Here is a 19,376-nt window from a genome sequence, read left to right as displayed (position 1 = left end):
AATATTAGGTGCAGTGCGGATGTTTTCAAGGGCGGGGTGGTTGAATTTTGATCAGTGTCAAGCAGGGTTCAGAATTCACCGAAATGCCGGTGTAAAAACGGCCGGAAACGGGCCATGGTGGCTCCGGCTGTTTCCGGATCGGCCCGGATACCCGGTTGAAATCCGGGTAATTCGCCGGACAGGAAGGGCTCCACCAGCGATGGGTTGGCACTGATGACATGAACCACCACATCCCGGCTGGCGTCCTCGCCGGTGATCAATGGCGCTGGCTGATGGTCACCCAGGATAATCATCAGGGCGTCCTGACGCAGGTAGTGAGCAGCAAAGCCCCCCGCCACTTCCAGGGCATAGGCGATTGCCTGACCGTAATGCTGGCGCACTCTGTCCGGATCGCGCCATAACGACACCGGTGCTTCGCCGGCTCCCTCCCAGCGCCGGAACACTTCACCGTTGCCGATGCTTTGCCAGTCGTCGAGGACCGGCAGTATCGGAACCCAGGGCGCGTGGCTGCTGATCAGCGCCAGCTCGGCGAACAGCGGTCCCTGGTGGGCCTCGCGGATCGCCTGAAACCTGTGCCAGGTGTACTGGTCGGGCATGGTGACCCAGTTGAATGGCGGCCCCTGGTAATCGAGATCATCGTGATCGTAGATCTGGTCGTAGCGGAACAGTCGACCCTCGGGCCAGGCCTGGGTGATGGCCGGCATCACAGCCACAGTACTGTGCCCGGTGCTTCGGAAGTCATCAATAAGAGTGGCGTAGCCGGAGCTGAGGAGGGTTTCATAGGCAAGCTGGTTGTGAATCCACTGGCCGCTGAGTACGGAAAGGTGGCCGAGCCAGGACTGGCCGCCCTGGATCGGCGACTGCAGCCGGCCAGTGGCCACCGTCAGACCCGCGGAGTCCAGCGATCGGGCCATGGCCTCAAGGCCCGGGCTGATGATCGAACGATAGCGATCGTCGGCGATCGTCGATATGCCATAGGACTCGATAAAACCAAGAATCACATCCGTTTGCTGCAGCTTTGGCAGCGGTATCGGTTGGCGTTCACTTCCGGGCCGGGCGCTCAGTTCGGCCGCGAAGTCCCGGGTTGTCTGGTAGGTATGAGTTATCAGAGAGGCCTGATTGGCCACGAACGCCAGTGTCGGGCTGCCAATCCACGGGGTGACGGCGCCAGCGAGGAACAGGCCGGACATTAACCAGAGCGGTTTGCCCAGATGCGCCGGAGAGTGATGCGCCAGCCGCTCCAGACCATGACGAAACAGCCAACTCACGCCTGTGAGCACGCCTAACAGGGCGGCGAGGGCCGTAACGGCCAGAACAGCCCCCAGGTTTGTATCAAGCAGGTTCCAGGCGGCATCCAGCAGGCCAAGCTCAAGGTACAGGTTCAGGCCGCGGCCAAGACTCTCCCGAACCAGGGCATCTACCAGAACAAGCAGGAACAGAAAACCGTACGCAACAGCCAGAAAACGGGCGACGCGGTATCTCCGCTCGGGTTCCCTGAGCCCGCAAATGACGGCCCACACGATCAGGGCCTCCGGCGAAAACCAGGGATCGTCGCCGGGCAGTGCCAGCGACGGAAACAGGAACAAACCGTTCAGGACCAACAGCCAGACCAGTATCACGAAGCGACCTCTACCCAAGCCATCTGTTCTTGTCGACGGGGCAAGGACGCCGCGGCCGGGGAATCCCCGTCAACCGATTGTGCCATGCGGGTTAGCACATCTCGCCACGGTGAATCGGGCGAGGCATGCCAGGCGCGCCAATGAAGGGCTTCCAGGGCCTCAGGATGATTGCAGATCAGGCTGAGTTCCCGGTGATTCAGGGCTTGTCTGCCTTCCATGGCGCAGCGATTGACCAGGCGCTCAAGCGCCCGTGCTTTTTTACCGGTGGCCGGCTTAGAACCAGTTTGGGAAATCCGTGCAAAGACGGGCGACAGAACCGACCGTTCAAACCAGCTCAACCTGGCTATGTCATGGCAAAGCGGTCTTATGACGCTGGCGAGTTCAATCACTCTTGTGATCTGGCCATCCTCGGGAATTTGTAGCCAGGTATCTGTGCCGGGCTTTCGGCCCAGCCAGTAGGCCAGTGCCGGTGCCAGCAATACCGGTGTCATTACCGGCAGGGCCCAGGGCGTCAGAGTTGGCGCGTGCCAGTGAATCAGAGTAAGGCCTGCGGCTGCTGAGACCAGAAGCAGGCCAAAGTGCTGGAGGCTAAGCCCCGGAGTGAGGCCGCCGGACCGGTTTTGCCCCTGCCAGCCCAATTTCAGATTCAGCAGAGCCCGGACCACATGGAGGGTGTGAACCAGCATCCGGATCGGGGCGAGTGCCAGTGCCGCGAGTGTTTCGAGAAGGGTATTGCCACAGAGCCTGAACAGCCCTCCAAACCCGGCGGTTTGTCTGGCCAGCCCGTGGTCAGTCACGGCAAGAAGCCGGGGGCCGAAGAGTAGCAGCGCGGTTGCCGCGACCAGCAGGACGCCTGCGCCAGAGCCAGCTTCGGTTGTGACTATTACGCCAGGCAGCGCTGACTCAGGCGTGGGACCGGTTAACGCCACATAGCCGGATAGGCCCAGGAAAATCAGCCAGAGCGGAGACGCCAGGTAGGAGATAATGCCGGTCAGCAGGGCCATCCGGTGAGCCAGCCGGATCTTGCCCATGGTTGCCAGTAGCCACAAGTGCTGGAGATTGCCACGACACCAGCGCCGGTCGCGAATCAGGTCGTCCTCCAGGGTCGGCGGTGATTCCTCGAAACTGCCGGCAATGGCCGGTTCCAGCCACACTTCGTAGCCTGCCCGACCCATCAGTGCAGCCTCGATAAAGTCATGACTGAGCACTGGCCCGCGGAACAGGCCCGGTCCCCGAAGCTTGCGCAGACCACAGTGGGCCATGAACGGGGCTACCCTGATGATTGCGTTGTGGCCCCAGTATGTGGCTTCCCCCAATTGTATGGCTGCCAATCCGGCACTGTAGAGTCTGCCATAACAGCGGTTGGCAAACTGTTGCAGACGGGCAAACCGGGTTTCTGCCCGGGCCAGGCGAGGTGTGGTCTGGATAATCCCGGCCTCGGGCCGGGCTTCCATGAGCTGTATCAGCCGGCTGATACAGTTGGCACTGAGCAGGCTGTCAGCATCCAGAACCACCATGTAGCGGTAACGGCGGCCCCATCGACGCAGGAAGTCGGCGATATTGCCGCTTTTGTAATTCAGGTTGATGTTGCGCCGCCGGTAAAATAATTGCTGCTGAGGGCCGATCTCTTGCCGTATTTGCTCGCAGGCCGCCTGTTCTTCAAGCCAGATGTCCGGGTTCCTACTGTCCGAAAGCACGTAGAAATCCACGGCTCCGGCCTGTCCCTGCTGCTCAAGGTCCCGGATGATCGCTTTGAGACCTCCGAGGCTCCGTTGCACGGGTTCATGGCAGATGGGCATCACGACAGCGGTTCGGGCAGACAGTGACTCCCCGGGCCTGACGTGCCCTACTCGGCTTGAAAGACTCCAGGAGTCTCCACCGAAGCGAAGGACAACAAATCCGAAAATCGCGGTCCAGAAACCCACGCCAATCCAGGCAAAGAGCACTCCAAATGCCGTGAGCAATGTGGCGGTTGTTCCGGAACCGGCCTGATCCGGCACAGTCTGGGCAAACAGGAATACTCCGGCCAGGGTCTGAGCGGCTACAAGGATCACAAGCAGGAAGCGCCGCCGGAAAGCAACCGGGCGCCAGGATCCGGCATTATTCACGGGGGTATCCGATACTGGCCCGGGTTATCGGTGGCAGATGAGGACGCTGACTAGGCCCGGGCAGGGCAAACCACCGGGGCATTTGCTCCAGTAACTGTCCGGCATTCAAGGCCGGGTGTTCAGCCCCGCGCGCCTGCAGCATGCTGTGTAACCGCGCCCGGGTTTCCGGACCGGTGTCATGGCCTGCAGCGCGCAGGTACAGCAATGCTCGATCAAACGGTTCGTCCGACGTGTCCACAAGGGCCTCCGGGATGCGGGGTTACTGCGAAACATACGGCTACGGCCTTGAGTTCAGACCACTGGCTTACTGATCGTTAAGGTATTCATTCTTGAGTCGGACATAGTTGGCGGCGGTGTATCTGAAGAACCCCCGTTCCTTCTCGGTTAGCGCCCGGGCTTTTTTGCAGGGCGATCCCACGTAAAGGTGACCGGATTCAAGAGTCTTGCCCGGCGGCACCAGACAACCTGCCGCAACAATCACCTCGTCCTCCACGACGGCTCCATCCATAATAATGCAGCCCATGCCGACCAGCACCCGACTGCCGATGGTGCAGCCATGCAAAAGTGCCTTGTGGCCGACGGTCACGTCGTCTCCCAGGGTGAGCGGATAACCACCGGGGTTGTAGTCACTCGCGTGGGTGATGTGCAGTACGGACCCATCCTGGATGCTGCACCGATGCCCGATACGGATTTTGTGCATATCGCCACGCACCACGGTCATCGGCCAGATGGAAACATCATCGCCGGCTTCCACATCGCCGATCACAACGGCACTTGGATCTACCCACGCGCGTTCCCCAAAATGTGGCGTGATACCCTTGTGTGAACGTATATTCGTCATTACATAGTACTCATTGATGAATTACCCGGTGGCTCGGGGTGCCTGTGGGAGAGGCCCTTCCAAAACTGTCTGTCGCCTTGGATGGCGACAGTCAAGCGTCACAGGGATTTGCCGCAAGGAGCGTGTTTTGGAAGGGCCTCTCCCACAGGTGCCAGCCCCATAACCTGAAGAAACCAAACTACCCAAGATTCGACTAGCTGAGAAGGGGACCTATGAATAACCCGCTACTGACTGACGACCTGTTGCCGAAATTTGACCATGTCCGCACCGAACACATGGAAACGGCAATTGACCAGATTCTCAGTGAAAACCGGATGAAAATCAGCCAAATCGCAGAGCAGGACGATCCCACCTGGGAAACCCTGGCGCAGCCGATGCAGGCGCTGGACGACAAGCTGAGCAACGCCTGGTCGGTGATCTCGCACCTGAACGGCGTGATGAACAATGACGAGCTGCGCAAGGTTTACAAGAACTGCCTGGAGAAGCTCACCGAGTACAGCACTGAGGTGAGCCAGAACGCAGCCTTGTGTGACGCCTATAAGAAGCTGGCCGATCGGGACGATTTCAATAACTTGAACGAGGCCCAGCGCAAGTCCGTGCAGAACACGCTCCGGGACTTTCACCTGGGTGGTGTGGACCTGCAGGAAGATAAGAAGAAGCAGTACGCCGAGCTGTCGCGGGAGCTGTCCGAGCTGTCCAACAAGTTCAGCGATAACGTGCTGGATGCTACCCAGCACTGGTTCAAACACATCACCGACGTCGATGAACTCGCCGGCGTCCCCGAGACTGCGATTGAAAGCGCCAAACAGGCCGCCCGCCAGAAAGATCTGGAAGGCTACGTGATCACCCTGGATTTCCCCAGTTTCTTCCCGGTCATGACCTACTGTGACAACCGGGATCTGCGCCGGGAAGTCTATGAGGCCTTTGTGACCCGCGCCTCCGACCAGGGCCCGGATGCCGGCCAGTGGGATAACACCCCGGTGATGGCGGAGATCCTCAAGCGCCGCCACGCTCAGGCCAAGCTGCTGGGCTTTAATAACTATGCCGAGCGCTCCCTGGCCACCAAGATGGCCCGCAGTAGCGACGAGGTGCTGGAGTTCCTGAACCAGCTGGCAGCCAAGTCCAAGCCCCAGGCCGAGAAAGAGTTTGCCGATCTGAAGGCGTTCGCGAAGGATGAATACAACGCGGAGGAATTGCAGGCCTGGGATATCGGTTATTACAGCGAAAAGCTGCGCCAGAAGCGCTACGACATCTCCCCGGAAACCCTGCGCCCCTGGTTCCCGGTGAACAAGGTGGTACCGGGCCTGTTCCGTGTGGCAGAGAAGCTGTTTGATGTACAGATTGAAGCGAAGCCCGAAGTGGAAACCTGGCACGAGGATGCCACGGCGTATTGCATCAGCCGCAATGGCGAGCCCCTGGCCTGGTTCTATCTCGACCTCTATGCCCGCCAGGGCAAACGCGGTGGCGCCTGGATGGCTGATTGCCGGGTGCGCTGGCGCAACCTCCGTGGTCAGCTCCAGCTGCCGGTGGCTTTCCTGACCTGCAACTTTACACCGCCCGTCAACGGCAAGCCGTCACTGCTGACCCACGACGAGGTCACCACCCTGTTCCACGAATTCGGCCATGGCCTGCACCACATGCTGACCCAGGTGGATGTGCTGGACGTTTCCGGTATCAATGGTGTTGCTTGGGACGCCGTCGAGCTGCCCAGCCAGTTCCTGGAAAACTGGTGCTGGAATCCGGAGTCTCTGGACTTGATTGCCTCGCATCATGAAACCGGCGAACCGCTGCCGGAAGACCTGCTGCAGAAACTGCTGGCGGCCAAGAACTTCCAGTCCGGCATGGGCATGGTGCGCCAGCTCGAATTCTCCCTCTTCGACTTCCGCCTGCACGCGGAATTCACCGACGAAGCGCCCACCAACCCACTGGACATGCACCGCAAAGTGCGCAGCGAGATTGCCGTGGTAGAAGCACCGGAATTCAACCGCTTCCCCAACTCCTTCTCGCACATCTTTGCCGGTGGCTACGCCGCAGGCTATTACAGCTACAAGTGGGCGGAAGTGTTGGCGGCTGATGCCTTCTCCCTGTTCGAGGAAAAAGGCATCTTCGACCCGGAAACCGGCAAGGCCTTCCTTCACAATATCCTGGAGAAAGGCGGCTCGCAGGAGCCCATGGAACTGTTCAAGGCCTTCCGGGGTCGCGAACCGCAGGTGGATGCGCTACTGAAACAAACCGGCATCACGGACGAAGCTGCCTGACGATAGCGAGGGTTGTTTTGCAGCCTTTGAAGCTGATCCGGCTGTTGTCGGATTACGCTTTGCTAATCCGACCTACGTGACGTTTGGAGCCAAGCATGGCCCGAGCATGTAGGTCGGGTTAGGCCAACGGCCGTAACCCGACAACCACTGCCCAAATTTACGGGAGTTTTATTATGGCGAGTCCAAAACGTTTTATCGCCGGCGCCGTCTGTCCCCGCTGCGCGGAGATGGACAAGATCATGATGTTCACCACCGACGACGATGACCAGGTTCGCGAGTGCGTGGCCTGCGGCTTTACCGACGCGGTGTCCGATGCCGAACAACCGTCCAACCCCGAACTCGAGACGCGGGTGAACAAGCGCAAGAACGAGGACGATCACACCGTCAAGCAGGTGGTGTTTTTCAAGTCTGCTGCCGACGACGAGGATTGATCGTTATCTCTCAGCCTTCTGGTTGAGGGGGTGAGAGGCCATGGGAATGCTTTTCTTCTGGGGAAAAGCAACTCGCTTCGCTCAGACATCTTTTTCCCGGCAGAAAAGCACACCCACACCCTCGCAACTCCCCTCAACACGAAGGCTACAAAGCCACCTCCGAGCTTAAAGAACCATAGCCGCCAACCACCCAAAGCCAAGCAACGGCAGGTTGTAGTGCAGGAACGTTGGCACCACGGTATCCCAGATGTGGTTGTGCTGGCCGTCGGCGTTCAGGCCGGCGGTGGGTCCGAGGGTGGAGTCGGAGGCCGGGGAACCGGCATCCCCCAGGGCGCCGGCGGTGCCGACCAGGGCCACGATTGCCAGCGCGCTGAAACCCAGTTGCAGGGCCAGGGGCACGTACAGGGCCGCGATGATCGGGATGGTGGAGAAGGAGGAACCGATACCCATAGTGATCAGCAGGCCCACCACCAGCATCAACAGCGCCGCCATGGCCTTGTTCTCGCCGATGGTGGCCACGGAGCTGTCCACCAGTGCGGCAATTTCACCGGTTTCCCGCATCACCTCGGCAAAACCAGACGCCGCGATCATGATGAAGCCGATCATGGCCAGCATCTTCATGCCTTCGGTGAACAGGTCGTCGGCCTCTTTCCAGCGCACCACACCGGACAGATTGAACAGTACGAAACCGGCCAGCGCGCCCAGGATCATCGAGCCCAGCCAGAGCTGCACCACGAAGGCGGTGACGATGGCTAACAGGGCCATAACCAGGGTGCGCGGGCTGTAGCTGGTATCTACCCGTTCGGCCTTGGTTATGGTTTCCAGGTTATAGGTGCGACCACTGCGGTAGCTGAAAAAGACGGCGATCAGCAAGCCGCACAGCATGCCCAATGCCGGCAGGGCCATGGCTTTCATGACGCTCAGGCCGGAGGCATCGACGCCGTTGGCGTTGATCTTGGCGATCAGGATTTCGTTCAGGTAGATGCCGCCGAAGCCGACGGGTAGGAACATGTATGGGGTGATCAGGCCGAAGGTCAATACGCAAGCGACCAGGCGGCGATCCATGTTCAGTTTGGCCATCACGTAGAGCAGCGGCGGTACCACCAGGGGGATGAAGGCGATGTGGATCGGCAGGATGTTCTGGGACGAGATGGCAATGGCCAGCAGCAGGCCGATGATCAGAAAGCGGATGCCGTTTACGGCGGCGCCTTCCTCCTGACGGCCCACCAGAGCCACGGCCCGGTCGGCCAGGGCGTGAGCGAGACCGGACTTTCCAATGGCAACGGCGAAGGCACCGAGCGTGGCGTAGGACAGTGCCACGGTGGCACCGCCGCCGAGGCCGCTATTGAAGGCTTCGATGGTGGCTTGCAGGGACATTCCTGCAATCAGGCCACCGGATACGGCGCCGATGATCAGGGCAACAACAACGTGGATGCGGCACAAACTCAGGACGAGCATAATCGCGACCGCGGCAACGACGGCATTCATGGCAAAACTCCGGGTAGGAATTAACGGTTGTTCCGGCCCCTTGCGGGGGCCGGCATCATGAAAAGCGCGGTAATGTGCAGGAAAAGGTCGCGGTAGTCAAAGCGGTTGTGTAACGGTCAGGCTTCATCGAGCCGGGCAAAGCGGGGCACCTGTTCACCGGCAACTTCCACGGTTTCCCGGAACATGGTCAGAGGGCGCACCCAGAGGCTGTAGTCACCGTAAAGGCAGCGGTAGACCACCATCTGCTCCTCGGTCTCGCTGTGCCGGGCAACGCCGATGACTTCATAATCCTTGCCCTTGTAGTGTCGGTATTTACCCGGACGTATTTCGTTCTTGCGCTCGGTCATTATTGGCCTCAATGGATTCGGGCTATGCTGGCCCTGTCGTTACGGAGGACGTAGCACGCGCAACCGTCTAAACTGGAAACAATTGCAGGGATGCGCACGACTCAGTCAGGGCCTGAAAGTGTAGAACACCCGGCCAGGCCCGGAAACCGGAAACCGCTATGATGCGGCAGTTATCCTGCATCCTTCTGATTTTATTGTCGCTGGCATGTCTGGCCAGCGCACCTGTTCAGGCTGCTCCCGTCGCATTTGACTGGCTGGAAGCGCCCGCTGATGAATTGGCGCTGGAGGACGTTCGCGGCCTGCCCCCGAGCGACTGGCAGACATCCGGCTCAAGTGAGGTGTTCAACCGTGGCTTCAGCGATGGCAGTTTCTGGCTGAAAGTCGAGATTCCGCCTGACCCGGCGAACCGGGTGATGGAAATTGGTTATCCGTTGCTGGATGAGGTCTCTGTGCACTGGGTCCTCAACGGTGAGCTTATCCAGATCCACCACACCGGCGACACCATGCCCTTCAGCAGTCGCCCGATTCACCATCGTAATTTTGTTTTCCTCGTGCCCTCGAATACCGAGCCGGTCACCGCCTTCGTGCGGGTAAAAACCCTGGGTTCTGTGCAGATTCCTCTGGAAGTCATTCCGTCGGCGGAATTCCTCGCCAGTGAGCAGTTGTCTTATGGTTGGCAGACGATGTTTCTGGGCATAATTGTTGCCATGGCGCTGTACAATCTCTTCCTGTTCGTTATTGTGCGCCATTCCACCTACATCTGGTACGTGCTGACGGTTGTGTTTACCGGGCTGGTTCAGCTCAATTTCAACGGCCTACTGTTTCAGTGGCTGTGGCCGGATGCTCCCGGTATCAACCGATATTTCACCATTCCGGTTATCTGTTTCGCCCTTTTCTCCGCCATTATTTTCGCAATCCGCTTCCTCAATATCCGGTCTTACAGCCTGAGAAGCTACCGGTTCCTGCAGTGGGTTCTGACCGCTATTTTCGCCTGCTTCTTGTTCGGCCTGTTTGGCAGTTATCAGACTGGCATTGTGCTGGTTAGCGGTATTGCGGCAGTGGTTACTCCGGCGGCCTGGTTCATCGGTTTTCTGGTGTGGCGCAGGGGCCAGGTGCTGGGTGGTTTTTACGTGCTGGCCTGGACGCCCCTGTTAATTGGCCACTTGATTCTGGCCGTCAGCAAGCTCGGTATGATGCCGCGCAGTTTCCTGACCGAGTTCATGCCCCAGATTGGCGTGGCGCTGGAGGTGGTTCTGCTGTCCTTTGCCCTCGCTTACCGGATCAATCTGGAGCGTCGCAAACGCCATGAGGCCCAGGAGCAGGCGCTGGCGATCCAGCAGCAGGCCAACGTAACCCTGGAGATGCGGGTTCAGGAGCGCACCGACGAACTGGAGCGCGCCAATGAACAGCTGAGGGCGATTAGCCTCACCGATGGGCTGACCCACGTGGCCAACCGTCGACGGTTTGATGAAAAACTCAATGAGGAGTGGAAGCGGGCTCAGCGACACGCTCATCCATTGAGCCTGTTGATGCTGGATATCGATCACTTCAAGCGGGTAAACGATGAGCTCGGCCACCTGGTGGGCGACGACTGCCTGACAGAAGTGGCTGCGCTTTGTGCGGCAGAAGTGCAGCGATCCGGGGACCTGCTGGCCCGTTATGGCGGTGAGGAATTCAGTATTCTGCTACCGGCAACACCTCAGGATGGTGCCGCTCGACTTGCCGAACGGGTGCGTCAGGCGGTGGCCCGCTCGCCTGTACATTCCAGCGAAGGGGTGGCCCCCGTCAGCCTCACCATCAGTTTAGGCGTCGCCTGCGTGGTCCCGGATCCGGATACGGAGCCCCAGGAACTGATCCGTCAGGCCGACGAGGCCCTGTACTCGGCCAAGGAGTCCGGCCGAAACCGGGTCATGGTGGCCCGTGATGTCAGGGCGGCGACCGTACCCGGTGTCTGAGCTCCCTTTGATTATCAGTTCTTCAGCTTGTACCGGCCTGGGCCGAGGAAGAATACTGCCACGGCGGTAAACAGGAAGAAGCCCTGCAGTTCCAGAGCCCAGCCGCCACTGCGTCCAAGGCTCAGGAGATCGTTGCCATGGACCAGGATGATGGCAAACAACATGTTGAAAACAATCAGCAGTGCTCCGATCCGGGTCTGGTAGCCAAGAACGACCATAAGGGGCGCGATGATTTCGCCGACAAATACTCCGTAGGCAAGAAAGGTAGGCAGGCCGTGGCTGGCCAGTTCGCCTTCGATAAAACCAACACCGTTAAGCAGTTTGGCAATGCCGTGGAACAGCATCAGCCCGCCCAGAGTCAGGCGGATAATCAGTTTTCCCAGATCAGCGTTTTCGAGCAAGGTACAGGTCTCCGTTTTAAAGATTGCGAATGTCAGGATACAGCGGCAACAGCCGTTTGATCAGCCGGTTCTGGGCGCCGGTGGAGATGTCGTTCTGCTCCATGGCCAGAATCAGGTTCTCGGCCAGGGCATTGAATTGGGTGTTGGTGACGGCCATGTCGGAGTGCAGTTCGCGCATCTCCCGCCCGGTGTAGGCACAGGGCCCGCCACTGAGCTCGCACAGCTGATCCGTCAGGTTGTGATGGAGCTGAGCGACATCAACGCCCTTGAACTGCTGGTTGATGCGTTCGTCGTCAACGATCAGGTAAAGCAGGTCTTCCACCACGTTTGCGATGCCTTCCCGCTCACCGAGCTGCTGATACAGACTGTTTTCGGGTTCGGTATTCAGGCTCTGGCAGCCACCGAGCACCAGTGCCAGCGCGATCAACAGGGCGGAAAGCGTGGGGTAGCGATTGGTAAGGCCCATGTTCAGAAACTCCCCTGCAGCGACAGATACAGACCTTGCTGGTCTTCCAGTGTGGCAACGTCACCCAGGTTGACCAGAGCGCCTGTGACCGCCAGGCGACGGTCCGGAACCCAGGCGACAAACAGGTCCCACCAGTCGTCTTCGGTGGCAAAGCTCAGGTTGTCCGGCTTCTGCCGGTATTCGGCGCCTACCAGCCACTGACGATTCAGGAAAAGCCCGACGCTGCCCTCCATCATCAGTTCGTGGCTGTTGTTACGGTCACCGCCAAAGCCCAGCAGGCCGCCCTGATTGGCCCGGGTTGCCCGCGCGGTCAGGTTTGCCAGCAGGTTGCGCTCCATCACGGCGGCGAAAAACAGCTTGCTGCCACTGACATACACATCGGTGCCACTGTCGTCCCGGGCACCGATTGCCGAAGGCACGGTGAAATCACGCTGGCGCTTGTACTGCAGGCCCGCAGACCACTGGCCCCACGGACTGTACAACACATCACCGGCAAGCCGGACCTTGGCGCCGAAAATATCCTGGTTCAGCTCGTCCTGTTCCAGGCCGAAGCCGTCTTTCAGGGTAAACACGAGGCTGTCCAGATCCAGGGTCTGCCGCGCCACGGTGAGCTCCAGGCGGTTATTCCAGTTCAGGCCGGCACCGGTGACCGAGAGCGAGTAATCGTCCACTTCGGCCCGGCTCAGTGCCAGGGTGCCGCCCCACTCCTCGTCGCTGGCGTAGCTGCCCAGCAGGGCCCAGGGTACCAGCCCCCCGCCGGCACTGCCCTCAATGGTGGTGACGCCTCCGGTCGCCCAGATCCGGCTGCCGATGTCGGCCATGGCGGCCGGTGCTGCCAGAAGCGCCATGGTCAGTGTCATCAGACGTCTTTTTATCATTCTGAATACTCCGGGTTGGGTTGGGTCAGCTCCCCTTTGCGGTCGGCCAGGGAACGGGCAGTCTCAGGCAGGTCTTCCGGTGCGACCGGAAGGCTCAGGTAAAAACCCTGGGCCAGGTTGCAGCCCCAACGCTGCAGGAGGCGCCAGGCCTCCAGGTTCTCGATCCCTTCGGCCACAACTTTCAGTCCCAGGCCGTGAGCCATATCAATGGTGGACCTTACAATCAGTTGGTCCTGGGGCTCGGTATCCAGCTTCAGCACGAACGACTTATCGATTTTCAGCTCCTGTACCGGCAGCTTGCGCAGCTGGGAGAGGGAGGAATAGCCGGTTCCGAAGTCATCTACGGAAAGGGTCACGCCGAGATCGCGTAGCTGATTCAGCGTGGCCATGGCCTCTTCCGGGTCTTCCATCAGGGCACTTTCGGTGACTTCCAGAGTGACTCGCTCCAGATCATGGTGCCAACCGTGGAAGGTATCGGTGATATGCCGGGTCAGGGCGGGCCAGGTCAGGTCCATGGCGGAGAGGTTGATGGCGACGCCCGCATCGACACCCTGGTCATGCCAACGTCGGGCATCGCTGGCGACCCGTTCCAGTATATGGGCCGTAAGATCATGGATCTGTCCCGACTGTTCGGCAAGAAAGATGAACTCTTCCGGGGAAATGAAGCCCAGTTCCGGGTGAATCCACCGAACCAGGGCTTCTACCTGCACCAGTTCGCCGGTCTGGCTGTCCAGTTTTGGCTGGTAGTTCATGTGCAGGCCGTTGTTCAGGATGGCGGCGTGCAGGTCGGTGATCAGTTTCAGCTCCCTGAGGTGGCTCTCATCCTGCCCTGGCTGGTATCGCGTGAAAGGTTCAGGGTGTGCTTCGGCCTGCTCGAAGGTGAGGTTCAGTCTTCGACGCAGGGCGTTGGTATCGGCGGCGTCCTCCGGCAGTTCCATGGTCACGATAGTGACGCGCAAGGAGAAGGGAGTCTGGTCCACCTGTAGCGGGGATTCAATCAAGTCGTGAAGCTGCCTGATCCTGTGGCTACCTTTCTCCGAAGGTAATGGGGGAATCAGGGCCAGGAATTCTCCGCCGCCGGTGCGGGCAAGGATCCGGGCATCCGGGAGTTCTTTCTGCAGACGTTTTGCAATACCGATAAGCACCTTGTCGCCAAATTCCAGGCCCAGAGTATCGTTGATATCGGAGAGGTCATTCAGTCGGATCCCCACCAGAGTACCTTGTCCACTCTGGTTAAACATCTCGGTGGCCGCCTGCATCAATGCGTTTCGGTTGCCAAGCCCGGTAACGTCATCATGGGTCGCCGCATAGCGTATCTGGGCTTCCCGTTCCCGAAGACCGGACAGCATGTCTCGCAGAGCGTTCCGGAGCTGGGTCAGCTCCCCGCCGGCCCGGATCGCAGGTGCTTGGGGGGTATTGCCCTCCCCGATGGCCCGGGCGTAGCGTGCCAGCTGCAATACCGGACGCCCCAGATTCCGGGCGATGACCAGCGCCAGCAGAATGGCGAAAATCAGGATGGCAGTCACCAGAAGGGCGATTTCCACGGCTCGTTGGTAATAGTTCTGCAGCGCGGCATCACGACTGATCAACAGCACCGCCTGGATGGCGGCGGGATCCGATTCGCCCAGGTTTGTAATGCGGGTGAAGTAGCCGGCGCCTTCGATAAATCTGGCGTCGCCGGATGCCTCAGCCAGCTCCTGTTCCAGGTTGTCGTCAATGCTGGTGGTGGCGGCAAAACTGCTCATGCTTCCTGTCTCGTCAGATCTCGCCCGGAAGATCACCGAAGTCCCGCTGAGCCTGGCGATTACTTCCGCCAGGGATTGGTCCAGGGCAAAACCGGTGACCAGCCAGGCCCGCAACCCGGGTGCCTCGATCGGGATTGTCAGAACCTCGTAACCCTTGTCTTCAATCGCGCGCAGTGACCGCGTGAACCCGTTGCGTCGGGTGCTTGTCAGCTGTTCGGGGGTTATTTCAGGAAACGGGCGTTTCAGGGTCGAGGCCATGGGCTCACCCTGGCTGTCCAGCAGCAGAGCAAAGTCTGCACCAACCCTGCCGCTGTGGTTCTCAAGCGCGCTGTCGATGGTTGCTGGGTCACGGCTGGCGATGGCTGAGCGGAAACCGAAATCCTGCACCACGACACTGAGTCGGGACAGCTCCAGTTCCGTGCGCCGGTCAATGACTTCGTTGGTCAGTCGCTCCCCGATGGTGAGCTGTTCCTGTGCCCTGCTTTTTTCATCCTCGAACAGGTAAACCATCAGCAGGGCAACGATCACCAGGCTGACGAGGGCGACCAGCGAGATCATCGCGGCAATGAGCCGGCCACGGAATCCGAGACGGGACGCTACAGCCATCAGAGCTCCTGGAAGCGTTGCTGGAGGCGGTCCAGCGAGCCCTCGGTGGCCGGCTCGGGTTCAAGGTCCAGGGTCACGATCGCCGGCTCACTGCCGCGTTCAATCTCCCGGGTTACCGGGCGGGTGTTGTCGGGAAGACGTGGGTGCCAGATCTCAAGTACCATCTTGTCCTGGCTGCCTTCGGTGCCCTTGGGGTCGATAGACAGGGTCACCTGGCCAGAAGCATCTGTCTCACCCACGGCGGCAGTGTCGGTAACGATCACAAAGCCCTGCATGTGATCGTGTATGTTGCACCCCAGCTCTACAATGCCGGGTTTATCGAACAGGATCGGTGCCGCAGGACGGTCGGCGTAAAGCTCGATGTTGAAGGTTTTCGCCGGCGAGAATGAATAGACATGGTGTTGGGTATTGTCGCGATTCGGAAAATCCACGCTGGAGCCGACGGGAATGACCAGAACGTGGGGGTGAAAGGCCCGGTTTTTCTGGTAGATCTCGGCAGAAACCGGGGCTGCCTGCTCGGCGCTGTCTACGGAAACCACGGCATTGGCGACGGGCTCGTTACTGCCATTCACGGTAACGGTTACTGACAGATTATACGCGTTGGCTATCGTTGGCATGGCGGTTATCAACAGGGCCGCCATTACTGCAATCACTGATACTCTCATTAAGCCTCTGAACCTGTCAGGCCAGGCCGGACCCGAGAGAAAATCGAATGTGGTTCCTTACCAGCAGATTTTCCCAGTAATGCCGCATCCAGTCCCAGGCGGCGTTGTTCACCTGCTCGACAAACGGGTCGAGGTTGAGTTCGTAGTAGTCCGGCGTGCCTGCTATCTGCAACACGGTTACGGTGATGGAGTCGTCCAGCTCGTTGGCAAAGGGCTCGCCGATAAGCTGATGAGCCAGAAGATTAGCACGAGTTGCTTCCATATCCACGATTTCGCTGGCCCGGGTACAACGGTTGTTTTCGTACATTTCTTCCATCAAACGATGGCAAAGGTAGGCGCGGATCAGCAGTCCATCGAGACCGTCATAGCGCACCAGGAGCGCTGATGGCTGGGTGAAATACCGGATGGCGGCATTCACAAAGGGCTCAAACAGATCGGCTTTGCCGGCTTCACGGGCACAGGCTTCAACGCATTCGATCAGCCTTGGTGCCATTTCGATGTACTCAACTACGAACTGGAACAGGCAGGTGGCGGGCTGATACCCCTCAATAGTGACCGCAGACGGGAGCGCGGCAACCTTTTCGTGAAGCTGTCGGAGGAAGGTCCCGGAGCGGGCTTCCTTGCGCCGCGCCTGGTCAATAATCTCAAGGACTACCTGTGGTGTCATTTCAGGAGAAGCCGATGTCTGAACGAATTGAGGTCGCAAGGCGCCTCCCGTTGTTAGCAACTGATAGCAACGAGTTCCCGGGCAGGAGAGGAGGGCTGGCTACCACATCGTGCCTGCCTGTTCAGACAAGTGTAGCCGAGATTTTTGCGACTGCTTTTCCGCTGTGGTGAAAATGCCCGGCTGTAATGTTACAGATTGAATCTGCGTCATTGGCTCTGAAACCAACGATCGTTTCTGGTGTGGGACCAGCACAGCCATCCCATGCTCAGGGCCCGCGCCACCATAAGGGAGATCAGCGCAAACCAGAGCCCGTGATTGCCCCAGCCCGTGGTCAGCCACCATACCGGTGCAAACACGGCCAAGGCCGAAAACAGCATGGTGTTCTGCATGTCCCGGGTCCGGGTTGCCCCGATAAAGACGCCATCCAGAAGGAAACCCCACACTGCGGCAAACGGTAGCAGCCAGAGCCAGGGCAGGTAGCGCCACGCGGTGGCCCTCACCTCTTCGATACCGGTCAGCAGCGCAATCAGCCAGTGTCCGCCGGCGACAAAAACAATAGTGAGCAACAGAGCTCCCCAAAGTGACCATCTCAGGGCACTGCGAAAGACCACCCGGAATCGGTGCCGGCTGCCCTTGCCAATGGCTTCGCCAATCAGCGCCTCGGCAGCATTGGCAAAACCGTCCAGGGCATTGGAAATCAGGAGCAAAAAGGTGATCAGAACCGCATTCGCCGCAAGGATGGTGTCTCCCTGGCGTGCACCCTGGGCAGTAAAGAATGCCAGCACCAGCAAAAGGGCGATAGTGCGTACCATGATGTAGCGGTTCACCCGGAGGATCTTCAGGTAATCTTCCAGCTTACCGAACAGGGCCCGGGTGAGTGTCTGACCTTCGGGCATCCGGCTTAACACAATCAGGAATCCGATTGTGGCGGCACCATACTCGGCGATCACCGTGGCGATGGCCACGCCGCGGCTGTTCCAGCCAAGCACGGTAACAAACAGTATGTCCAGAACGATGTTCACGCCGTTGGCTGCAATCAGCATGATCATAGGGCCCCTGGGAAACTGGGTTCCGATCAGCCAGCCAACCAGGGTGTACTGACACAACACCGCCGGCGCGCTCCAGATCCGGATAGCCGCGTACTCTGCGGCCAGTTCGGTAACGTTTTCACTGGGATTCATCAGCGTCAGTCCTGTCTGGATCAGCGGCTGGTGAAACAGAATCAGTAGCAGGCCGATACCGGTTGCCAGCAGCACCGACCGCAGCAGCAATGCCACCTGGCTGAAGCTGTCCCGCTTGCCCCATGCCTGGGCCGCCAGGCCGGTCGTGCCCATCCGCATGAAGCCAAACGTCCAGTACAGAATGCTGAACAAATTGGCACCAACGGCGACGGCGCCCAAAAATTCGGGACTTTCCAGGTGGCCGAGCACGGCTGTATCCACCAGTCCTAGCAGAGGAACAGTGAGGTTGGTGAGCATCAACGGCCAGGCCAGAGCCCAGAGGCGCCGGTCGGTTGCCGGCAGTTTAAAAGTCATATTCTTTTTAAGTCTTAAAAGTCCGTAGTTAGCTTTTTTGGATTTAGCCGATTTTTTAGTCTTTTTTTGATCTGTGTCTATACTCGAAAGTGAGGTATCCGTAAGCAGGCTTCCACTCTGGTCTTTCCGGTGTATGCGAGCGCCAGTGAGACCGGTGGGATAACGCAAAATCCGACAAGAATAACACTCTGTGGAGACACAGTATGCGCGTGCACGCTCAGCGGGCAGGTGCCCTTTTAGGCGGTCTGATGTTCCCCGCCTGGTCCATGGCGGACTGGACACTGAACATGACCCCGGGGGTGACCGGCACCAGTAATGAAATTTTCAGCCTTCACATGACCATACTCTGGATTTGCGTCGTCATTGGCGTCGTGGTCTTCGGAGTCATGTTCTGGTCCATTTTTGCCCATCGGAAGTCCCAAGGCGCCAAACCGGCCAACTTTCACGAAAACACTCTGGTAGAAATCCTCTGGACCATCATACCGTTTGTGATCCTCGTTGTTATGGCGATTCCTGCCACGGCGACCTTGGTCGACATGTATGACACCTCCGAATCGGAGGTGGACATCAAGATCACCGGGTATCAGTGGAAGTGGCAATACGAATATATCAATGAAGATTTTGGTTACTTTTCCAACCTGGCGACGCCCCGAGACCAGATTGAGAACCGACAGGCCAAAGGCGAAAACTACCTCCTGGAGGTGGATAACCACCTGGTGATTCCGGTCGGGAAAAAGATTCGTTTTCTGGTAACGGCGAACGATGTTATCCACTCCTGGTGGGTGCCGGACTTTGGCGTCAAGAAAGATGCGATTCCGGGCTTCATCAACGAGACCTGGACCCGTGTCGACAAGCCCGGCATTTACCGCGGTCAGTGCACGGAGCTGTGTGGCAAGGATCATGGCTTCATGCCGGTGGTTGTCGAGGCGGTTCCCGAGGAGGAGTACAACGCCTGGGTTGCGGAGAAGAAGGAAGCTGCCGAGCGCGAGCGCCAGTTGACCCAGAAAGACTGGACCATGGCCGAGCTGATGGAACGGGGCGAAAAAGCCTATCAGACCGCTTGTGCTGCCTGCCACCAGGCCGACGGCAGCGGTGCGCCACCGGCGTTCCCGGCGCTGAAGGGCAGTCCCATTGCAACCCAGGACATGGCGGCTCACATAGACATCGTTGTGAACGGCAAGTCCGGTACGGCCATGCAGGCTTTCGGCAACCAGCTGAGCGAAGTGGACCTGGCGGCGGTGATTACCTACGAGCGGAACGCCTGGGGTAACAACACCGGTGAAATGGTCACTCCGAAAGAAATTTTTGATTACAAGAACCAGCAGTAATCAACGCCAGATAACAGATATCACCAGCCACAATAAAT

The 19,376-nt window shown here is 59.1% G+C and carries 17 protein-coding genes; 4 read left to right on the top strand and 13 right to left on the bottom strand.

The genetic code is table 11. The annotated features are described in order from the left end of the window. Positions 1-68 precede the first annotated feature (68 nt). The 4 genes from CFT65_RS02370 to CFT65_RS02355 form a co-directional block, all read right to left on the bottom strand. On the bottom strand, positions 69-1,637 hold the full coding sequence (locus tag CFT65_RS02370) for a sulfatase (RefSeq protein WP_088826435.1): 1,569 nt from the start codon (positions 1,635-1,637) through the stop codon (positions 69-71). Then, complete coding sequence (gene mdoH, locus CFT65_RS02365; RefSeq protein ID WP_088826434.1) at positions 1,616-3,727, bottom strand: glucans biosynthesis glucosyltransferase MdoH; 2,112 nt, start codon at positions 3,725-3,727, stop codon at positions 1,616-1,618. Before mdoH ends, CFT65_RS02370 begins: the two co-directional genes overlap by 22 nt. After that, complete coding sequence (locus tag CFT65_RS02360; protein ID WP_088826433.1) at positions 3,720-3,965, bottom strand: hypothetical protein; 246 nt, start codon at positions 3,963-3,965, stop codon at positions 3,720-3,722. Before CFT65_RS02360 ends, mdoH begins: the two co-directional genes overlap by 8 nt. A 66-nt stretch (positions 3,966-4,031) precedes the next feature. Continuing rightward, positions 4,032-4,568, bottom strand: coding sequence for a gamma carbonic anhydrase family protein (locus CFT65_RS02355; protein ID WP_088826432.1), 537 nt, complete (start codon positions 4,566-4,568; stop codon positions 4,032-4,034). Positions 4,569-4,780: 212 nt separating this feature from the next. Here CFT65_RS02355 and prlC point away from each other — a divergent pair, with 212 nt between their 5' ends. Continuing rightward, a complete protein-coding gene (gene prlC / locus CFT65_RS02350) occupies positions 4,781-6,826 on the top strand; it encodes an oligopeptidase A (RefSeq protein WP_088826431.1) in 2,046 nt (681 codons plus the stop codon). Between the two features lie 173 nt (positions 6,827-6,999). Continuing rightward, complete coding sequence (locus tag CFT65_RS02345) at positions 7,000-7,257, top strand: YheV family putative zinc ribbon protein (protein WP_008176700.1); 258 nt, start codon at positions 7,000-7,002, stop codon at positions 7,255-7,257. A gap of 165 nt (positions 7,258-7,422) precedes the next feature. Here CFT65_RS02345 and CFT65_RS02340 read toward each other — a convergent pair whose 3' ends face one another. Together CFT65_RS02340 and CFT65_RS02335 are read right to left on the bottom strand one after the other, a co-directional pair. Then, positions 7,423-8,745 (bottom strand): Na+/H+ antiporter family protein, encoded by a 1,323-nt coding sequence (locus CFT65_RS02340; RefSeq protein WP_088826430.1) that lies wholly within the window; start codon positions 8,743-8,745, stop codon positions 7,423-7,425. 116 nt (positions 8,746-8,861) lie between these two features. Beyond that, positions 8,862-9,092, bottom strand: coding sequence for a DUF1653 domain-containing protein (locus CFT65_RS02335; RefSeq protein ID WP_064229415.1), 231 nt, complete (start codon positions 9,090-9,092; stop codon positions 8,862-8,864). Between the two features lie 158 nt (positions 9,093-9,250). Between CFT65_RS02335 and CFT65_RS02330 the strand changes: the two genes are divergently transcribed. Continuing rightward, on the top strand, positions 9,251-11,047 hold the full coding sequence (locus CFT65_RS02330; protein WP_172408409.1) for a sensor domain-containing diguanylate cyclase: 1,797 nt from the start codon (positions 9,251-9,253) through the stop codon (positions 11,045-11,047). Positions 11,048-11,061: 14 nt separating this feature from the next. Here the strand turns inward: CFT65_RS02330 and CFT65_RS02325 are convergent, their stop codons facing one another. The 7 genes from CFT65_RS02325 to CFT65_RS02295 all read right to left on the bottom strand — a co-directional run bounded on the left by CFT65_RS02325 (position 11,062) and on the right by CFT65_RS02295 (position 18,010). Further along, positions 11,062-11,448: a DoxX family protein gene (locus CFT65_RS02325; RefSeq protein WP_088826429.1), complete on the bottom strand. Its 387-nt coding sequence runs from the start codon at positions 11,446-11,448 to the stop codon at positions 11,062-11,064. Positions 11,449-11,464: 16 nt separating this feature from the next. Continuing rightward, positions 11,465-11,914, bottom strand: coding sequence for a group I truncated hemoglobin (locus CFT65_RS02320; RefSeq protein ID WP_088826428.1), 450 nt, complete (start codon positions 11,912-11,914; stop codon positions 11,465-11,467). Between the two features lie 2 nt (positions 11,915-11,916). Continuing rightward, complete coding sequence (locus CFT65_RS02315) at positions 11,917-12,792, bottom strand: DUF3034 family protein (protein WP_088826427.1); 876 nt, start codon at positions 12,790-12,792, stop codon at positions 11,917-11,919. Then, complete coding sequence (locus CFT65_RS02310; protein ID WP_088826426.1) at positions 12,789-15,143, bottom strand: putative bifunctional diguanylate cyclase/phosphodiesterase; 2,355 nt, start codon at positions 15,141-15,143, stop codon at positions 12,789-12,791. The genes CFT65_RS02315 and CFT65_RS02310 overlap by 4 nt, the downstream gene beginning before the upstream one ends. Next, on the bottom strand, positions 15,143-15,808 hold the full coding sequence (locus CFT65_RS02305) for a methylamine utilization protein (RefSeq protein WP_088826425.1): 666 nt from the start codon (positions 15,806-15,808) through the stop codon (positions 15,143-15,145). The genes CFT65_RS02310 and CFT65_RS02305 overlap by 1 nt, the downstream gene beginning before the upstream one ends. A gap of 16 nt (positions 15,809-15,824) precedes the next feature. Next, complete coding sequence (locus CFT65_RS02300; protein ID WP_008176713.1) at positions 15,825-16,475, bottom strand: hypothetical protein; 651 nt, start codon at positions 16,473-16,475, stop codon at positions 15,825-15,827. A gap of 206 nt (positions 16,476-16,681) precedes the next feature. Beyond that, complete coding sequence (locus CFT65_RS02295; protein WP_088826424.1) at positions 16,682-18,010, bottom strand: MATE family efflux transporter; 1,329 nt, start codon at positions 18,008-18,010, stop codon at positions 16,682-16,684. A 203-nt stretch (positions 18,011-18,213) separates the two neighbouring features. On the opposite strand from CFT65_RS02295, the gene coxB reads away from it, so the two are divergent. Beyond that, a complete protein-coding gene (coxB, locus tag CFT65_RS02290) occupies positions 18,214-19,338 on the top strand; it encodes a cytochrome c oxidase subunit II (protein ID WP_088826423.1) in 1,125 nt (374 codons plus the stop codon). Positions 19,339-19,376: the final 38 nt, after the last annotated feature.

This window comes from Marinobacter sp. es.048 (genome assembly GCF_900188435.1).
Lineage (GTDB): Bacteria > Pseudomonadota > Gammaproteobacteria > Pseudomonadales > Oleiphilaceae > Marinobacter.
This window is presented reverse-complemented; position numbering and strand designations above follow the sequence as displayed.